Genomic DNA, 15,813 nt, shown 5'->3' on the forward strand with positions numbered 1-15,813 from the left:
TGCTCGAAACAGCCTTCCGACAGTCCTTTCCGGGGACCCTCCCCAGTTCCCACGAACACGCGACATCCATCCCCTGGAGGGAGGAAGCGCAGATGCCGATCCAGAGACGAGTCGGACCTCGTTCGGGCACGGTCTGGGTGGACCTGTTCGGTGAAACCTCCGAGTACGCAGACGAAGCGAGCGCCCACCTGTTGAGAAGGTGGGCGAGCGGGTATCTCACCGAACCCAACCCCGAACTCGGCCGCAGCGGGCCTGTGTGCCCGTTCGTTCGTCCGTCGATCGGCAAGCATCTCTTCGGAGCTGCATTCGTCCACGGACCCGGAATCGACGCCGGGGCACTCGGCACGATCGTGGAGGACCAGTTCGACCTGTACACGACGCTCTCACGCGAGGACGATCGCGACCGAAGCCTGAAGACGCTCGTGACCGTACTGCCCGACCTCACCGGCTTCGAGGTGATCGACGTCGTCCACGCGGAATTCAAGTCGCGGTTCGTCGAACACGGTTTCATGCTCGGCCAGTTCTACCCGGGCTGCACCCAGCCGGGTCTGTGGAATCACGACTTCCATCCACTCGACGCCCCGTTGCCGATGCTGGTCGCCCGCAACATGATGACGACCGATTTCCCGTTTCTCGTCGGTCGCCAGGAATGGCTGTGCGCCTACTTCAAGAAGTTCGCCCCGGCACTGCCGTCGACACTCCGCCTCACCATCGCGAAACGGATGAAGTACGACGGCGATGCGGTGGACGCGATCACCGCACATCATGAGCTGACGGGGAACGAGCCGGCCCGATAGCGTCTACGTAAACCTGATACTTCCTGCCACCTACATGCCAGGCGGTCCAGACCCACGTTCCTCACGGCTACCCGAGACATCCTGCGATGCCGCGGGCTCGACCGTGTCCCACACCGACGCTTCAGGTGCAGAACGAGACTTCAATGTGTTCACCCCCTCAGCGGGAGTCGGGGCCGGAACACTACGACGGACACGGCGATGCCGCGGCCTGCCCGGAGTCGGACCGGTCTTGTCCCGGCACTTGCGCACCGGAGCATGCTCGATGGTGCGGATCTTCAGATTCCCGGCACGGGTGCGGACCGCCGCACCCCGTCCGAGGAGAACACGCTTGGCGAGATTCACCCCCGCCACATGATCACGATTCCCACCCACCTCACAATGTGCGCACCACGCGTTGTGGTAGCCACCCGGCCGGGCCAGCGGTGAGTTGCACCCCGGACACCACGCCGAAGACCCGCGGGCGGGGACCGACACCACCACTACACCCACCCGGGCTGCGGTCTGAGCCAGCGCGTCGGCGGCCTTGCGGCGCGCGGACTGCGCGGCCCGATTGTTGTTCACCCGGCCACGCCCACGCGGTTCGAGGGTCGCGAGATCTTCGACGGCGATCACCGTCGCCTCGACGGCGACCGCGTAGTCGGCGACCTGACGCGCGAAATGAAACGCCATCTCCCGGTTGATCTTTCTCCGCTTGACGCCGACGGCGGTGCGCTTCTCATCGAGCACGGCGATCTTCGCTTCCAGCTCCGCCCGGAGCCGGGGTGGTGCGTTCTCGGCGAGCCGAGTCAGGCGGGCTGCCTTGCGGTACAGGAATTGGCCTTCGGTCTGCAGGCGGGCAAGTTTGATGCCGAGTCCGCGGTCATCGTACGTGTAACCCTCATAGTCCGACACCAACCCGTCGCCGGTGTCGGTGGCGATCGCGGCGGCCCCGAGGGCCGACGGTGACCAGTCCACCCCCACCGCGACCGTGGCACTGCTCAGGTCACCGGTAGGGACGGCTTCGGTGGCAGCACAGCGCAGCAACAGTCCCCGGCCGTCGAGGGTCAGAGTCGGCAGATGCCACGCAGTAATCGGACGGCCGTGCAGGTGCGGCGGGAGCGCGGCGGTCAACCGCACCGCCCGCCACTGGGTCCGTGTCGTCGGGGTGCCGGTGGTGGGGAGCTTGACCGTCAAGATCATCGCATCGTCGGTGACGGTGAGCTCGGCGAGTTGTTTGTCGGCGGCGGACAGGCGGGCCATGGCGCTGACCTGTGGTGGTGTTTGGATGTCGGTGATCCTCAACCGTTCGGGCTGCGCAGAAGCCGAGGTGGCCGCGTCCGAGGTGCGATCGTCGGTGGTGGCCGCGTCTGACGTCGATGCACCCGGAGGATCGGCCCGGCGGGTACGGGCGAGCAACTGCCGCCGTACACCTCGGGCGAAGCCCGACGGCACGGGCACCTCCCCACCGGCAGGCGGGGCGATACGCCCGGTAGCGGGATCGAACCGGGCCGAGAGCGACGCGATCGCAGTGTCGCGGTAGGCCGAGGTCCGTAGCGTCGCGGTGGCCTGTGCGGTGACCACCCGTGACACCCGTGACGGCACGTACACCCCGTCCGGGTAGGTGGGGGCCCAGCCGAGACGAGCGGCGACGACGTGCCCGTGTTTCGGTAGTGTCCGGCCGTCGCGGTCGCGGCCGGCGGAGAGGGTGTCGAAGGTGGCGGGATGCCACAGACGTGTGAGTAGTTCGGTTTCGGCGCCGGTGATCAGGTCGAGCAGCCATCGGATACGGGTGTCGAGGTCGTCGAGTCCGATCGGGTCGCCGGTGGTGTCGTCGACTGCGAGATACGGTCGGGTGGTGAAGGCGAACCGACGGTGGTCGGTGGTGTCGGTCATTGCTCATCCCTGCCCAACCGTGCCCCCGCATCATCGAGAAGTCGACGTTGGTTCTGCTTCGACCGCAGCCGGTAGAACCGACCCGAAAACGACGCCAGCAGTGCCATGAAGTCGTCCATCAGTTCCTCCGCCAGCGATATCTCGCCCTGCTCACGCAGCACCTCGACGGTAACTCCGACCACCGACAGGTACCGTTCGATCCACACCACCCCGAACCGCGCCAGGCGATCCCGCCACACCACCCGTACCACCGTGAAGTGTCCCCGGGCGGCGTCGTCGAGCAACCGATCCAATCCGGCCCGCTTCTCCCGCAGCCCGGATCCACGGTCCTTGTACACCCGGTACACGGCACCGGTGGCGCTCTCGCGCAACATCGCCTCTTGATGGGTGAGCGATGATTCCTGCCCTGTGGAGCCCGACACACGGCAGTACAACGCTTCGATCCGGGCCGATGGCGTCCTCCCGGCTGCGGGCCGACCGAGATACCGGTCGAGGTCTGCTCGGTCGTCAAGCTTCAGGTCTTGATTATCGACAATCAAGCCTTCAAACTTGACACATGTTCGTCTTGACGGTCGACCAACGGGGCAGCCGCCGCGATGTCGACCGCGTGGCGGACCTCCTCACCGAACTGCAGGACGTTCCGCTGGTGCGGCCCTTCGATCGCACCGCGGGCGACGAGGTCCAGGCCGTCGCGGACGATCCCGCCGTCGTCGTCGATCTCGTCCTCGACCTCCTCCGGAGGGAACGCTGGAGTATCGGGGTGGGAATCGGCTCGGTGGAGACCCCGCTCCCCGAACAGACACGCGCCGGCCGCGGACCCGCCTTCGAACACGCCCGCACCGCTGTCGAACGCGCCAAGAACGCGCCCGGGCAGGTCGCGGCCGAAGGCAACGACCCCGAGGCCACCGCCGATGTCGACGCCGCGCTCACCCTGCTCGCCACCGTCGTCCTGCGCCGCACAGACCAGGGGCACGAGGCGGTCGACCTCGCTCGTCAGGGCCTGTCGCAGGCGCGGATCGCCGAGCGTCTCGGCATCAGCAAACAAGCGGTATCCCAGCGCCTCGCCACCGCCGGGTGGCAGGCCGAACTGGCCGGACGCGAACTCGTGCGCCGACTCCTGGAAAGGGCCGACCGTTGACCGTCCTCTCACTGGTGTGCTTGGCCGTCGCCGCTCTCGCACCCGCGCTCGCGCTGCGCCCGAGCCTGCCGGTATGGCCGGCCGCCTCGCTGAGCATCGCGGGTCTCGCCGGTGCCGCCCTCGCCGCCACCGCGACCATACCGGTTCAGGGAGTCGCGCTCGCGGCCACGCTGATCCTCACCGCCACGGCGGCGATCACCGGAGGCGGACCCGCGGTCCTCGTGGCGTTCCGGATCGCGCGCAGGCAACCCGACGCCGGTCCCGAGCCCACCCCTCCCCCGGGCCCGCTCCGCGGCGGACGCGTCATCGGCGTGCTCGAACGCGGCGCGGTCACCGCCTCCATCCTCGCCGGATGGCCCGAAGGGATCGCCGTCATCATGGCCGTGAAGGGTCTCGCCCGTTATCCCGAACTGCGCGAACCGAATGCCTCCGAACAGTTCATCATCGGCACGTCCACCTCTGTGCTGTGGGCGGTCGCGGTGTGCGGCGCCGGACAGGCGCTGATCACCTGACCCCGGATCTCCGCCGTCAGATCTTCTTCAGCGCACTCCCCTTGTGCATCGCGACGTGATCGGTCTTGTCGCTCCGGATCTCGTACTGCGGCTCGTCCTCGCTGCACCGCCGCGTGCGTCCCTTGAACTCCACGTCCTCCGTGTGCTCCGCGATGATGACACCCTCGACGTATCCAGCTTCGGAGTTCCATCGGACGTGGTCACCGACGGAGAAGTGGGTCGCCATGTCGTCGTCCTCCCGATCGGCCCGCTTCCTGTGACGGTCGGATAGCCGTCTCCCACCGGTCCTACACCCCAGGCCGATCAGTCCGTCCGATGCTCCGCGGGATCCGCGGAGCCCTCGGCGACGGCACGGAAACGTTCGAGGTCCTCCGGATGGAACTCGGGCCGGGCGACCACCGCGTCGACGAGCAGACGCAACTGATGTTGCAGGGCCGGCACCGACTCGGTGCGCCCCTGCTCGGAGAGATGATCGATGAGCATGCGGAGCACCCGGGCGAGCGCCGTGGCCACGTGCAGCTGCGCCGAACCGGCGTGCCGGATCTGCTCGAAGGCGTGCTCGATGTACTCGTCGGGCGACAGGATCCACGGACGCAGCAGAATCCGGCCGTCCGCACCCTCGATCGCCGGCACCGGACTGTCGGTGACCAGCAGGGTGCGTAGGAGACTGCCGAGCCGGAGCACCACCTCGGTGGCGGTTGTCGGGTCGTTGATCGCCTGACTCAGCGCACGCAGCGCGATGTCGACGAGTTGCCGCAACGCGAAGTCCACGTCCTGCTGCATGGTGCGCGCATTCGAGATCTCCACGGCCGCCTCGAGCCGCCGCAGGATCACCGCCCGTTCCGGCTTCGGATGGATCCGCAGCAGCGGTTCCCCGCAGTGGATGTACGCGCCGGGACGCGTCTCCATCCGCACGACCGAACCCGGCGGTACCACGGCGAGAACGAGTTCGGCCGGCGCCTGGGTCACCCAGCCGTCGCGCGGGGCGTGCACCGTCGCCCCCTCGGTGAAATCCGGTTCCGGCACCCGGTCGACGCGGATCTCGCGGTGCGCACTCCGGCTCGTGTTCGCGATGACCTTTTCGGCCTCCGAGGCGATGCTGCGCACCACCTCCCCGACCTGCAGACCGTGGGCCAGCCGGTTGAGATAGGCGATGATGAGCACCACGGTCGACACCGCGAGGACCACCGCGAGGGTGGTCGACAGCGTCGGGGCAGGTGCGGCGTCGTCCGCGCCGATGTGGCGCAGCGTCAGCACGCAGTAGACGAAGGTCGCCACCAGCATCCCGATCACCGTCTGGCTGGCCCGGTCCCGGATGAAGGACCGCATCACGCGCGGTGAGAACTGGCTGCTCGCCAACTGCAGGCTCACGACGGTCAACGAGAAGACGACACCGGCGGTGGTGATCGTGGCGCCCGCCACGGTGCTCAGCAGCCAGATCGCGGCGTTGCTGTTCATCTTCATGCCCCACGGGAAGGGGCCGGAGGTCCGATCGATGTAGCCGCTCACCTCCGCGAGCACGGCTCCGGCGACGACGACCAGCGCGGGCAGCGCGAACAGGCTCTCCCGGAATCGATATACGCCCGCGGCGATCCGCAACTGCATCCACGATCTCGGCAGAGCACTCATGTCGACCAAGCTAACCATCCGGTCTCCGCACCGCGGGCACTCGCAGCGAACTGTGGGCACGCGCACCGGATGTCCCCTGCGGCGCGGTCACGACGAGTCCATGAGATACTCGACGGACAACTGAACAGCCACCGAACCGCGGCGGGAGAGTCCCGCACACAGCGGGCGCCGAAGGAGCAACCTCCCCGGGAATCTCTCAGGCCCCCAGACCGCCACGGCGAGGCTCCTCTGGAAAGCAACTCTTCCGGGTTCACCGAAGGTGTAAGCGGCTCCGTCCGCGAAAGCTCTCAGGTCCGATGACAGAGCGGGGAACGACAACACCCGCTGGTGCTCGTTTCGTGCACCCTGGACCCGAGGTAGACGTGTGACCGTTTCCCTGGGCGCGCCCCTGCGCGCCGATGATGCCCTGCGCGCGCCTTCGCGCGCCGATGATGCGCTGCTCGAGCAGCGCGCCGATATTGCACCGACCGAGTCGCGTGGCCCCGTTCTCCCTCCCTCCCCCGCCCCGAAGTCGCCGCCGCGCGCGAACCGGCGACTCGGGATCGCCGCGATCGTGCTGTCCGCGACTGCGATGGGCGCCGCAGGATTGTTCGGCCGCAAGGCCACTCCCGAAGGCGCGGTGCTCGGTGAAGCACTGACGCTCGGGCGGATGGCGGTCGGAGCGATCGGCATGCTCCTCCTGATCGCGCTGTCCCGCCGCCTCGGACAGTTGCGCCGGACCCGCCTGTCCTGGTCGGTCGTCGGTGGCGGTGTCCTCCTCGGACTGTCCCTCGCGACCTATCTGTCCGCCACGGTGTTGACCGACCTGTCCCGTGCCGTGGTTCTCCATTACCTCGGCCCCGTCGTCGCGACGGCCCTCGCCCGGGTGTTCCTGAAGGAGAGGGTCGGTCGCCTCGACGCCTTGTCGATCGGCACGGCGTTCGCCGGGATGTTGCTCGCCGCCGGCCTGGTGGGCGGTGAGTCGTCCGGGGGCGAGCACGAGACGCTGGGTACCGTGCTGGGCGCGGCCTCGGGAGTCTTCTACGGCGGGGCCCTGCTGTGCTACCGCTATCGCACCGACATGCCGTCCGACGTCCGGTCCCTGTGGAACTTCGTCTTCGGTGCCGTCGCGGCAGGTGGGATGGTCGCGGTGACCCGACCCGACATGACGGGGATGACCGCGACGCACTGGTTGTGGGCCGGTGGGTTCTTCGTCGTCTGCGGTCTGTTCGCGCTGGGGCTGCTCGTCGTCGCGGGCAAGCACCTTCGTGCCGCGGAACTGTCCGGCCTGTCCTACCTCGAAGTCGTGGTCGCGCTGATGATCGGCATGGTCGCCTTCGGAGAGTCCGTGACCGTGCCCGCCGCCGCGGGCGCCGGTCTCATCGTGGTGGCGATGGCACTGCCGATGCTCGGCCGCCGATGACGAGTGGGAGGGCGCGCCGACCGGCGCGCCCTCCTACTCGAATCCGTTCCGTTACTGCTGTTGCGGCGGCTCGGCCGGCTGCTCGGATGCGTCGTTCGTCATCCAGCGCTGCGCCGGCGGCGTTGCGGGCAACGCCGACTGTCCTTCACCGGCACCCCCCTGCGTCCCCTCCGTGGCGAGACCCGTCCGAACTGCGGGGTCGACCGGCTTGCGCGCGACCGCCTCGGCTTCGGCGACGGCCTGGGCCACCTCGGGGTCGCGCTTGGTCGCGAACCAATCCTCGACCTCGGCACTGTCGTCCTCGGGCCGTTGCAGTTCCTCGTCGACAGGACTCGGTTCGAAGCGGAAGACGCCGTCCTCGCCGGGCGCGCCGAGCGTCCGCGCGAATCCTTCGAGCGCCTTGCCGAAGTCGCTCGGCACCACCCACATCTTGTTCGCATCGCCCTGGGCCATCTGCGGCAGGGTCTGCAGGTACTGGTAGGCGAGCAGCTCCGGAGTGGGCTTGCCGGCCTTGATCGCGGCGAAGACCTTCTCGATGGACTTCGCCTCGCCCTGGGCCTCGAGGTAGCGCGCCGCGCGATCACCCTGCGCGCGCAGGATCCGCGACTGCCGGTCGGCCTCGGCTTCGAGGATCGCGGCCTGCTTCGCACCCTCGGCGGAGAGGATGCGCGACTGCTTGTCGCCCTCGGCGGTCTTGATCGCGGATTCACGGTGACCCTCGGCCGTGAGGATCATCGCGCGCTTCTCGCGGTCGGCCTTCATCTGCTTCTCCATCGATTCCTGGATCGACGGCGGCGGATCGATGCTCTTGAGTTCGACCCGGGCGACACGCAGGCCCCATCGGCCGGTCGCTTCGTCGAGCACACCGCGAAGCTGACCGTTGATGGAGTCGCGGGAGGTGAGCGTCTCCTCGAGGGTCATTCCGCCGACGACGTTGCGGAGCGTGGTGACGGTGAGCTGCTCGACCGCGGCGATGTAGTTGCTGATCTCGTAGACGGCCGCCTGCGGGTTCGTGACCTGGAAGTACACGACCGTGTCGATGCTCAGCGTCAGGTTGTCCTGGGTGATGACCGGCTGCGGCGGGAACGAGACGACACGTTCGCGCAGATCGACCTTCGCGCGGATACGGTCGACGAAGGGCACCAGGAAGGTGAGCTGACCCGACGCCGTCCGGTAGTACCGGCCGAGACGTTCGATGACCGCGGCCTCCGCTTGCGGTACCAGGGATACCGATTTGGCCACGACCACCACGACCAGTGCCACCACCACGGCGAGCACGATCAGAGCTTCCATCCTCAGACACCCCTCCACACGACGGCTGTCGCGCCGTCTATCTGCATCACTGTCACTGTCGTTCCCGGCTCGTACACCTCGGTGGCGTCCAGCGGCCTGGCGGTCCACACCTCACCGTCGATCTTCACGCGCCCGGAATGCTCCCCCACCTGCTCGAGAACCAGGGCGTGCTTGCCCGGGAGAGCGTCGATCCCGGTGGGCAGAGCGGGCGGCTGGGAGTACCGCCGTCTCAGCATCGGCCGGACACCGAGCAGCAGAACCAGCGAGGTCACGGCGAAGATCACCGCGTCGATCCAGACGGGCAGATCGGTCACCGCGGAGACACCGCCGGTGACGAGCGCTGCACCGCCGAGCATGAGCAGCGCGAAATCGCCCGTGAGCGCTTCGCCGGCCGCCAACGCCACTCCGGCGATCAACCAAATCAATGCGGCCACGATCACCATCGAACCACAAATCGGACATCCTGGCAGACGCCCTGGTGGAGGAAGCGGTCTCCGCTCCTCGTCTTCGATGCTGCTTCCCGCAGGGGAGATCTCAGGCCGGGAATTCTGTATTTTTCCATTTTCCGTCCCGACCGGACTCCCACCTCGCTCCATAAGTGAAGTTAGCCGAAACACATCCTTTTGCCGTTGTGAGATCGGTGATACCGTCCCCGAACTATGGGTATCACCCCCGTGCGTTCGCTCCTCGTGGGAGCGTTGATCGGCCAGAGCGCCGACGCCGATCCGACCGACACCGCAATCCTTGCGGCCACCATCCGCTGCCTGAGCCATCACGGCCTCGAGCGGACGACCGTGGCCGACGTCGCGGCGGAGGCCGGCGTCGGACGCGCGACGGTCTTCCGGCGGTTCGACACCAAGGAGGAACTGCTCGGTCGCGCGTTCGCGTGGGAGCTCGATCAGCTCGTCACGCGGTTCCACGCGGCCATCGACGACATCGAGGACCCGTACGAGCGCGCGGTCGAATGGATCGTCGAAGCGGTCCGCACCGTTCGCCACCACCCGGTCGCACGACGATTCGTCGACGACGGAGCCGCCCTCCCCCTCCTGCACGATCCGCAGATCACCGCCGCGCTGCTCACGTCGGTCCGCCACGAACTCGACCTCACCGCACAACGGGCGGGGATCACGTTCGACACGGCCACCGCCGCTGAGATCGTCTCGCGATTCTTCGCGAGCGTGTGGCTCGCACCCGATCTGGGCAGCGCCACCGCGACCGACGACGGGGTACGACGGGTGGCCCGGACCATGCTGTCCTTCCTGATCGTGCCCTCGACGCCCTCCACCGACAGCTGATGTCCGCATCCGTTCCCCAGCCTTCGAACCCGAGGAGTCCGGCAATGGAAGTCACTCCCGCACAGCGTGTTCGCGCAAACATCGAGGACGACGTACCCGTCGCCGACCGCACCTTCGTCCGGTTGCTGGCAGACCGCCGCATCTGGCCGATGTTCCTGTTCCGGGCGCTGTCGCTCCAGGGCACCCACCCCACCGTCATGGTTGCGCTCGAACAACATTCGAAGTCGTTCACCGAGCCGTCGGTACGTGCGGAAAACACCCTCGCGTACACCTACCGCATCTACTTCGGCGAGAACGTCGCCGATTCGGCGCGGGAACTGCGGGAGATGCACCGCCCCATCACCGGACTCGACTACGAAGGCCGGAGATACCACGCGTGGAACCGCGACGTGTGGACGTGGGTCCACCTCACCACCATCGAATCGCTCATCTATGCGATCGAGGTCTGCTTCGGTCCGCAACCCGCACCGGAGGTGGAGGCCTTCTACCAGGAGAGCTGCCGGCTCGGCGTGCTGTTCGGGGTTCGTGAGCAGGACATGCCGGACGACGTGGCAGGTCTTCGCGCCTACGTCGACCGGGGGGTCGCCGACGAGCTCGCGATGTCGCCCGGAACCCGGCGGATGCAGCAACTCGTCGACGAACAGGACGTGATCGCAACCCTCGAGCCGAAACTCGCCACACTCCCCCGGCCCCTTCCCGCCGTCCTCGAGAAGTTGACGGGGCGGCCGGTGAAGACGTTGATGTTCGGCGCATTCCCCGAATCCGTCCGTCGGATCTGGGGAGTGCCGTGGAGCGCGGCCCGCGAACGTGAGTTCCGAGCGATCCTCGCACTCATGCGCGTCGGCTCCCGGCTGGTTCCCGAGCGCCTGCGCATGATCCCGGAAGCCCGCGCCGCGCTGGGGATCTGACCCACCGGTCGTCACCGCCGTACACGCGTCCACTCGTCACGGACGCGAGCCGATGCTGCAGTCGTCGGCAGTCCTTCAAGTACCCGACTCGGGTATCCGGTTGCTTCCGTGCCGGTTCCACCCAGTACCACTCGATTCAGTGTCAGTTCATCAGGGGGCTCGATGAAGACCTCGCGACCCGCGGACGCAGACGTCCGGGGCGAGCGGCCGTTCGGAGGTGCCGTGGTCACACGCACCGCCGACTCCACACGCACATTCGGACGCACGCTCCGTCTGGCGTTCCGCTCCACCGCATACCTGCTCGTCGACATCGCACGCGGTCGTTTCCCGATGCGGGAGGCAATCGTTCAGGGATGGTTCTTCATCTCCGTCTCGGCCGTGCCCGCCGTTCTGGTGGCGCTGCCGCTCGGTGTCGTCATCGCCGTCCAGGTCGGCAGCATGACCGACAACGTCGGCGCCAACTCGATGGCCGGCGCGGTGGGCGGCATGGGAGTGATGCAGCAGATCGCGCCCCTGGCCGCGGCCCTGCTCATCGGTGGTGCCGGTGGTTCGGCCATCTCGGCCGACCTCGCCTCGCGCACCATCCGGGAGGAGATCGACGCGCTGCGCACCCTCGGCATCGACCCCCAGCGCAGGCTGGTCTCCCCCCGCATCCTGGCGATGGTCGTCGTCGCCCCGATGTTGTCGGTGCTGATCATCCTCATGAGCATCCTTGCGAGCTTCGCCGTGGCCTCGCTCGGCCAGGGGGTCGCCCCCGGCTCGTACTGGTTGTCGTTCGGCAGTTTCGCCTCGACCACCGACCTGATCGTCTGCCTGTTCAAGGCCGCGGTCTTCGGTTACGTGGTGGCGATCATCTCCAGCCAACGGGGCCTCGAGGCCAAGGGCGGCCCGAAGGGCGTCGCGGACAGCGTCAATGCGGCCGTGGTGCTCAGCATCATCGCCTGCATGGTCGTCAACCTCTTCGTCACCCAGGTGGTCCTGATGTTCGTCCCCATGAGGTTCCTCTGATGAGCACCACACGCAGCGGGTCCGTTGCCACGCCGTCGCCCTATCGTCCCCGCGGTCTGCGGTGGACGCGCCATGCCGGCCGGGCGTGGAACCCGATCGAATCCCTCGGGCTCTACCTGCACTTCGTCGTCGTCTCCTTCCGAGGCATCGGCCACGCCCTGCGCCGCAACCGCCGACAGACCGTCGCCATCTTCACCGACCTGACGTGGGGCAACGGCCGCGCGGTCATCGTCGGCGGAGGCGTCGCACCGGTGCTGGCCATCCTCGGCATCGTCGCCGGGGCGATGGTCGGTCTCGTCGGCTTCTCCGCACTCGACATGCTCGGGATGGGACCGCTGACCGGAGCCATGTCGGCCCTGGCGAATCCACGCGAGCTCGCTCCGCTCATCGCGGCGATCGGGTTCGCCGCCCAGGCCGGCTGCCGCATCACCGCCGAGGTCGGCGCCATGCGGATCTCGGAGGAGATCGACGCGCTCGAAGCCCAGGCCATCGACTCGATCCCCTACGTCGTCTCCACCCGACTCATCGCCGCCGTCGGCGCCGTCGTCCCGTCCTATCTGATCGCGCTCGCACTCGGATTCGCCGCCACCGGCGCGACCGTCACCGTGGTGCAGGGTCAGGGGTCGGGCGCCTACGACCACTACTTCCACATGTTCACCGAGCCGATCGACCTGATCTACTCGCTGGTCAAGGTGATCGTGTTCGTCCTGGTCGTGACGCTCGTGCACGCCTACCAGGGCTATCACGCGAGCGGTGGTCCCGAGGGGGTCGGGATCGCCTCGGGCAGGGCCATCCGGGCGAGCCTCGTGCTGATCGTGACCACCGACATGGTGCTCACGCTCGTCATGTGGGGCCTCGACGCGACGATCAGCTTCTCGGGGTGAGGAATCAGTGAGCGCAGCACAGTATTCGGGCTTCGGCCCCAGCCGCCGCGGACTGCGGATCCGCGGGCTCGCCGTCGTGGTCGCCGCCGCACTCGTCGTCACCGCGGCCTGGTGGGCGTCGCAACCCGACCGCTCCGGTGAGGTGCAGTTCGCCGTCACCGCATCGAATCTCGGCGACGGGGTCTCCACCGACACCGCCGTGCGTCTGCGGGGCATGTCGATCGGATCGGTGATCGAGGTCGAACCGCAGGGGCCGCAGCAACAGATCGTCACGCTCAGTGTCGACGAGGAGCACGTCGACGAGTTGTCGACGGCTATGCACACCCGTTTCGTCTCGTCGAACATCTTCGGCTCCACCGCACTCGAACTCATCCCGATGCCCGGCGGCGAGCCGATCCGAGCCGGCAGCACCCTCGCCCTCGGCGATGTCCGGGACTACACCGTCACCACGGTGCTGCGCGATTCCGGTCGTCTCCTGCTCGACGTGGTCACCCCACAGCTGTCGGACTCGATCGACAGTGCCGCCGAACTGACCCAGCAGATGGCGCCGCTGCTCGCCTCGTCGCTGCTCGTGATGCGCAACATCGCCCGCACCCAGAACGAGCCGCTCAGTGAGTTGCTGCCGAAATTCGCGGATGTCTCCGAAGGTGTCGCGGCGTTCACCCCGTCGGCACTGAACACTCTGTCGGCCATCGCGTCCGTCGAGGAACTCGAGGACGACTTCCGCACGCAGCAGGCGAGCGAGACGATCACCGAGGTCTCGCATCTGGTGCTCGCACTCTCGGGTGAGATCGTCGGCGCGCTCGGCCCCACTTCGTCTGCCGTCGACATGCTTCTCGACATCCTGATCCCGCTGAACCAGAGCCTGGGCGGGGTCACCCCCGACCAGGTCGACCGGCTCGTCGACGGCGCCGACGGCGCACTGCAGCACCAGGGCGACCGGGTGGTCCTGGGGGTGGACGTGCTCGTCGACACCTTCCCGGCCTTCCGGGTCCCGCTCGAGACCACCGGGGGTACCCGATGAGAACTCCACGCCAGGCAGCCGTCCGGCTCGCCCTGCTCGCCGGCGTCGTCGTCCTGATCATCGTGCTGATCGTGCAGGCGATCGAACGTCCCGTCGGCGGATCGACCGTCGCCTACAAGGCCCGGTTCGGTGACGTCTTCGGCCTCAAGGAGAACGCCGATGTGCGCCTGCGGGGCGTACAGATCGGCAAGGTCACCGACATCTCGGTGTCCGACGGCAACCGTGCGCTCGTCGACTTCACCGTGCTCGAGGAGTACCGTCTGCGCGAGTCGGACCGGCTGCTCGTGAAGTTCCAGAACCTCACGGGCCAGCGCTATCTCGAACTCGATCGCAGCGAGGAGAGCGGCCAGGAGGTCGACCCGTCGGAGCTGGTCGTGAACACCGTCGACTCGTTCGACATCACCGCGGTGTTCAACGGGCTCAAACCGCTTCTGCGCGAGGCCGATCCGGCCGTCTACAACCGGCTCGCCACGAATGTGGCCGCGTTGATCGAGGGCAGCGAGTCCAGTCCGACCCCGGTGATGCGCGACATCGCCGAGCTCGCGAGCTACGCCGAGGACCGCAGCGCGCTGATGAGCACCCTGCTCGACAACTTCACGGCCCTCAACGAGCAACTCGAAGGCCGGTCCGAGAACCTCGAGAACATCCTCGAGGTCTTCCATTCGATCTTCACACCGCTGGTGACACGTATGACCGAGTTCCTGTCCTTGACCAAGCTCGGTGCACTCGAGATGGCGGAGGTCGACCGCACGGTGAACCTGCTCTCCCAGCTGGGCCTCGGCGCGCCCGCCGAGCACGACGGATTCCTCGAACGCAACGACGATTTCATCGTCCGCGTGGACCAGGTGATCCCGGATCCGCAGACGGCCATCGACACCCTCTCGGTGCTGCCGGGAATCTTCGAGGGCATCAACTCCCTGGTGCCGCGCGTGGACGAGTCCCGGCAGTGCAGCAACGGCGCAGTGCAGTTGCCGATCGAGGCCGACATTCTGCTCCAGGGCCGTCCCCTGACCATCTGCAATGGAGGTGCCTGATGCGCACCCGCCTGTTCGGACGACTCGACTTCGGCGCCGAGGACGCCGATCCCCGCACCCAGATGTGGTGGGCGCTGTCGGGTCTGATCGTCCTCGCCCTCGTCGCGGGCATCGTCCTCGTGCTCTATCTGCGACCGGTCGGTTCGACGACCTACCGCCTCGAACTGCCGGAATCGGCGGGGCTCGCCGCGGGCGACGACGTGCGCATCGCGGGTGTGCCGGTCGGTTCGGTCACCGGCCTGCACCTCGCCGACGACCACGTCGACGTCGAGTTCACCGTGGACTCCGAGCATTTCGTCGGCGACCAGACCTCCGTCTCGGTGCGGATGCTCACCCCCATCGGGGGCATGTACCTCGCGGTGCACCCGGCCGGCCGGCAGCCGCTCACCGAACCGATCCCCGAGAACCGCGCAGCACTGCCCTTCCTGGTGAACGACATGTTCGAGGAGGCCACCGAGGTGGTGGAAGAACTCGACACGCAGGCACTGCGCACCGCCCTGGACAAGACCGCGGCGCTGCTCGGCGAATCCCCGGATTCGGTGCGGATCACGGTCACCGATCTCGAAGCCGTCATGGACGTCATCGCGAATCAGAAGGACCAGATCGAGAGCCTGCTCGAGCTGTCCAACGAATATCTCCGCACCGCCAACGACAACAAGGAACTCGCGCTCGAGATCATCCGCGGCTACGCGATCCTCGGCCCCAAGATCGTCGAGGCCCACCAGGACGTGAAGATCTTCGCCGACGGACTCTCCGGGCTCGCCGGGCTGCTGTTCGACTTCCTCAGCGGCCCGTACCAGGAAAAGGTCGAACCGATCATCCCGCATCTCGTCGAAGCCGCCGACAGCAGTGCGGAACTGTCGGCCTCCGTCGAGTCGATGACGGAATCCCTCCGTGCAACCCTCACGGGACTCGCGGCCGTCGCCGGTCCCGAAGGCCAGGCCCTTGTCGACCAGAGCGGACTGACGGTCCAGCGACCCGACGTCTGTCTCCCGATGCCGGGAACACGGTGCTGAC

At 67.6% G+C, this 15,813-nt stretch carries 17 protein-coding genes and 1 riboswitch; of the genes, 11 read left to right on the top strand and 6 right to left on the bottom strand.

Annotated features, from left to right (window positions below):
• Positions 1–92: 92 nt before the first annotated feature.
• Positions 93–797, top strand: a complete 705-nt coding sequence (locus ACLBYD_RS08620; protein ID WP_447816100.1) for a DUF6875 domain-containing protein — start codon at positions 93–95, stop codon at positions 795–797.
• A gap of 30 nt (positions 798–827) precedes the next feature.
• Here ACLBYD_RS08620 and ACLBYD_RS08625 read toward each other — a convergent pair whose 3' ends face one another.
• Both ACLBYD_RS08625 and ACLBYD_RS08630 read right to left on the bottom strand, forming a co-directional pair.
• Complete coding sequence (locus ACLBYD_RS08625; protein WP_447816102.1) at positions 828–2,669, bottom strand: zinc ribbon domain-containing protein; 1,842 nt, start codon at positions 2,667–2,669, stop codon at positions 828–830.
• Complete coding sequence (locus ACLBYD_RS08630; RefSeq protein ID WP_447816103.1) at positions 2,666–3,043, bottom strand: recombinase family protein; 378 nt, start codon at positions 3,041–3,043, stop codon at positions 2,666–2,668. Before ACLBYD_RS08630 ends, ACLBYD_RS08625 begins: the two co-directional genes overlap by 4 nt.
• Positions 3,044–3,225: 182 nt before the next feature.
• Between ACLBYD_RS08630 and ACLBYD_RS08635 the strand changes: the two genes are divergently transcribed.
• Both ACLBYD_RS08635 and ACLBYD_RS08640 read left to right on the top strand, forming a co-directional pair.
• Positions 3,226–3,807: a SatD family protein gene (locus ACLBYD_RS08635; protein WP_447816104.1), complete on the top strand. Its 582-nt coding sequence runs from the start codon at positions 3,226–3,228 to the stop codon at positions 3,805–3,807.
• On the top strand, positions 3,804–4,319 hold the full coding sequence (locus ACLBYD_RS08640) for a hypothetical protein (protein ID WP_447816105.1): 516 nt from the start codon (positions 3,804–3,806) through the stop codon (positions 4,317–4,319). Before ACLBYD_RS08635 ends, ACLBYD_RS08640 begins: the two co-directional genes overlap by 4 nt.
• A 16-nt stretch (positions 4,320–4,335) precedes the next feature.
• Here ACLBYD_RS08640 and ACLBYD_RS08645 read toward each other — a convergent pair whose 3' ends face one another.
• Together ACLBYD_RS08645 and ACLBYD_RS08650 are read right to left on the bottom strand one after the other, a co-directional pair.
• Entirely contained in the window at positions 4,336–4,545 is a 210-nt protein-coding gene (locus ACLBYD_RS08645) for a DUF2945 domain-containing protein (protein ID WP_447816106.1), read from the bottom strand.
• Positions 4,546–4,622: 77 nt separating this feature from the next.
• Positions 4,623–5,948: a DUF2254 domain-containing protein gene (locus ACLBYD_RS08650; RefSeq protein ID WP_447816107.1), complete on the bottom strand. Its 1,326-nt coding sequence runs from the start codon at positions 5,946–5,948 to the stop codon at positions 4,623–4,625.
• A gap of 132 nt (positions 5,949–6,080) precedes the next feature.
• A riboswitch (glycine riboswitch) is annotated at positions 6,081–6,170 on the top strand.
• 142 nt (positions 6,171–6,312) lie between these two features.
• On the opposite strand from ACLBYD_RS08650, the gene ACLBYD_RS08655 reads away from it, so the two are divergent.
• Positions 6,313–7,350: a DMT family transporter gene (locus ACLBYD_RS08655; RefSeq protein WP_447816108.1), complete on the top strand. Its 1,038-nt coding sequence runs from the start codon at positions 6,313–6,315 to the stop codon at positions 7,348–7,350.
• A gap of 51 nt (positions 7,351–7,401) precedes the next feature.
• Here ACLBYD_RS08655 and ACLBYD_RS08660 read toward each other — a convergent pair whose 3' ends face one another.
• Both ACLBYD_RS08660 and ACLBYD_RS08665 read right to left on the bottom strand, forming a co-directional pair.
• Positions 7,402–8,643, bottom strand: coding sequence for an SPFH domain-containing protein (locus ACLBYD_RS08660; protein ID WP_024100834.1), 1,242 nt, complete (start codon positions 8,641–8,643; stop codon positions 7,402–7,404).
• Between the two features lie 2 nt (positions 8,644–8,645).
• Positions 8,646–9,086 carry an NfeD family protein gene (locus ACLBYD_RS08665; protein ID WP_060653287.1) on the bottom strand — a complete coding sequence of 147 codons (441 nt, stop codon included), beginning with the start codon at positions 9,084–9,086 and terminating at the stop codon, positions 8,646–8,648.
• Positions 9,087–9,302: 216 nt separating this feature from the next.
• On the opposite strand from ACLBYD_RS08665, the gene ACLBYD_RS08670 reads away from it, so the two are divergent.
• The 7 genes from ACLBYD_RS08670 (at position 9,303) to ACLBYD_RS08700 (ending at position 15,812) form a co-directional block, all read left to right on the top strand.
• Complete coding sequence (locus ACLBYD_RS08670) at positions 9,303–9,938, top strand: TetR/AcrR family transcriptional regulator (RefSeq protein WP_159418417.1); 636 nt, start codon at positions 9,303–9,305, stop codon at positions 9,936–9,938.
• A gap of 44 nt (positions 9,939–9,982) precedes the next feature.
• Complete coding sequence (locus tag ACLBYD_RS08675) at positions 9,983–10,846, top strand: oxygenase MpaB family protein (protein WP_447816109.1); 864 nt, start codon at positions 9,983–9,985, stop codon at positions 10,844–10,846.
• 162 nt (positions 10,847–11,008) lie between these two features.
• Positions 11,009–11,854 carry an MlaE family ABC transporter permease gene (locus ACLBYD_RS08680; RefSeq protein WP_447816110.1) on the top strand — a complete coding sequence of 282 codons (846 nt, stop codon included), beginning with the start codon at positions 11,009–11,011 and terminating at the stop codon, positions 11,852–11,854.
• Complete coding sequence (locus ACLBYD_RS08685; RefSeq protein ID WP_447816111.1) at positions 11,854–12,738, top strand: ABC transporter permease; 885 nt, start codon at positions 11,854–11,856, stop codon at positions 12,736–12,738. Before ACLBYD_RS08680 ends, ACLBYD_RS08685 begins: the two co-directional genes overlap by 1 nt.
• 7 nt (positions 12,739–12,745) lie before the next feature.
• Positions 12,746–13,762 carry an MlaD family protein gene (locus ACLBYD_RS08690; RefSeq protein WP_447816112.1) on the top strand — a complete coding sequence of 339 codons (1,017 nt, stop codon included), beginning with the start codon at positions 12,746–12,748 and terminating at the stop codon, positions 13,760–13,762.
• A complete protein-coding gene (locus ACLBYD_RS08695; protein ID WP_447816113.1) occupies positions 13,759–14,796 on the top strand; it encodes an MlaD family protein in 1,038 nt (345 codons plus the stop codon). The genes ACLBYD_RS08690 and ACLBYD_RS08695 overlap by 4 nt, the downstream gene beginning before the upstream one ends.
• Complete coding sequence (locus ACLBYD_RS08700; protein ID WP_447816114.1) at positions 14,796–15,812, top strand: MlaD family protein; 1,017 nt, start codon at positions 14,796–14,798, stop codon at positions 15,810–15,812. Before ACLBYD_RS08695 ends, ACLBYD_RS08700 begins: the two co-directional genes overlap by 1 nt.
• The last annotated feature ends 1 nt before the right edge of the window (position 15,813 follow it).

The sequence above is a fragment of the Rhodococcus sp. C26F genome, from assembly GCF_053345925.1.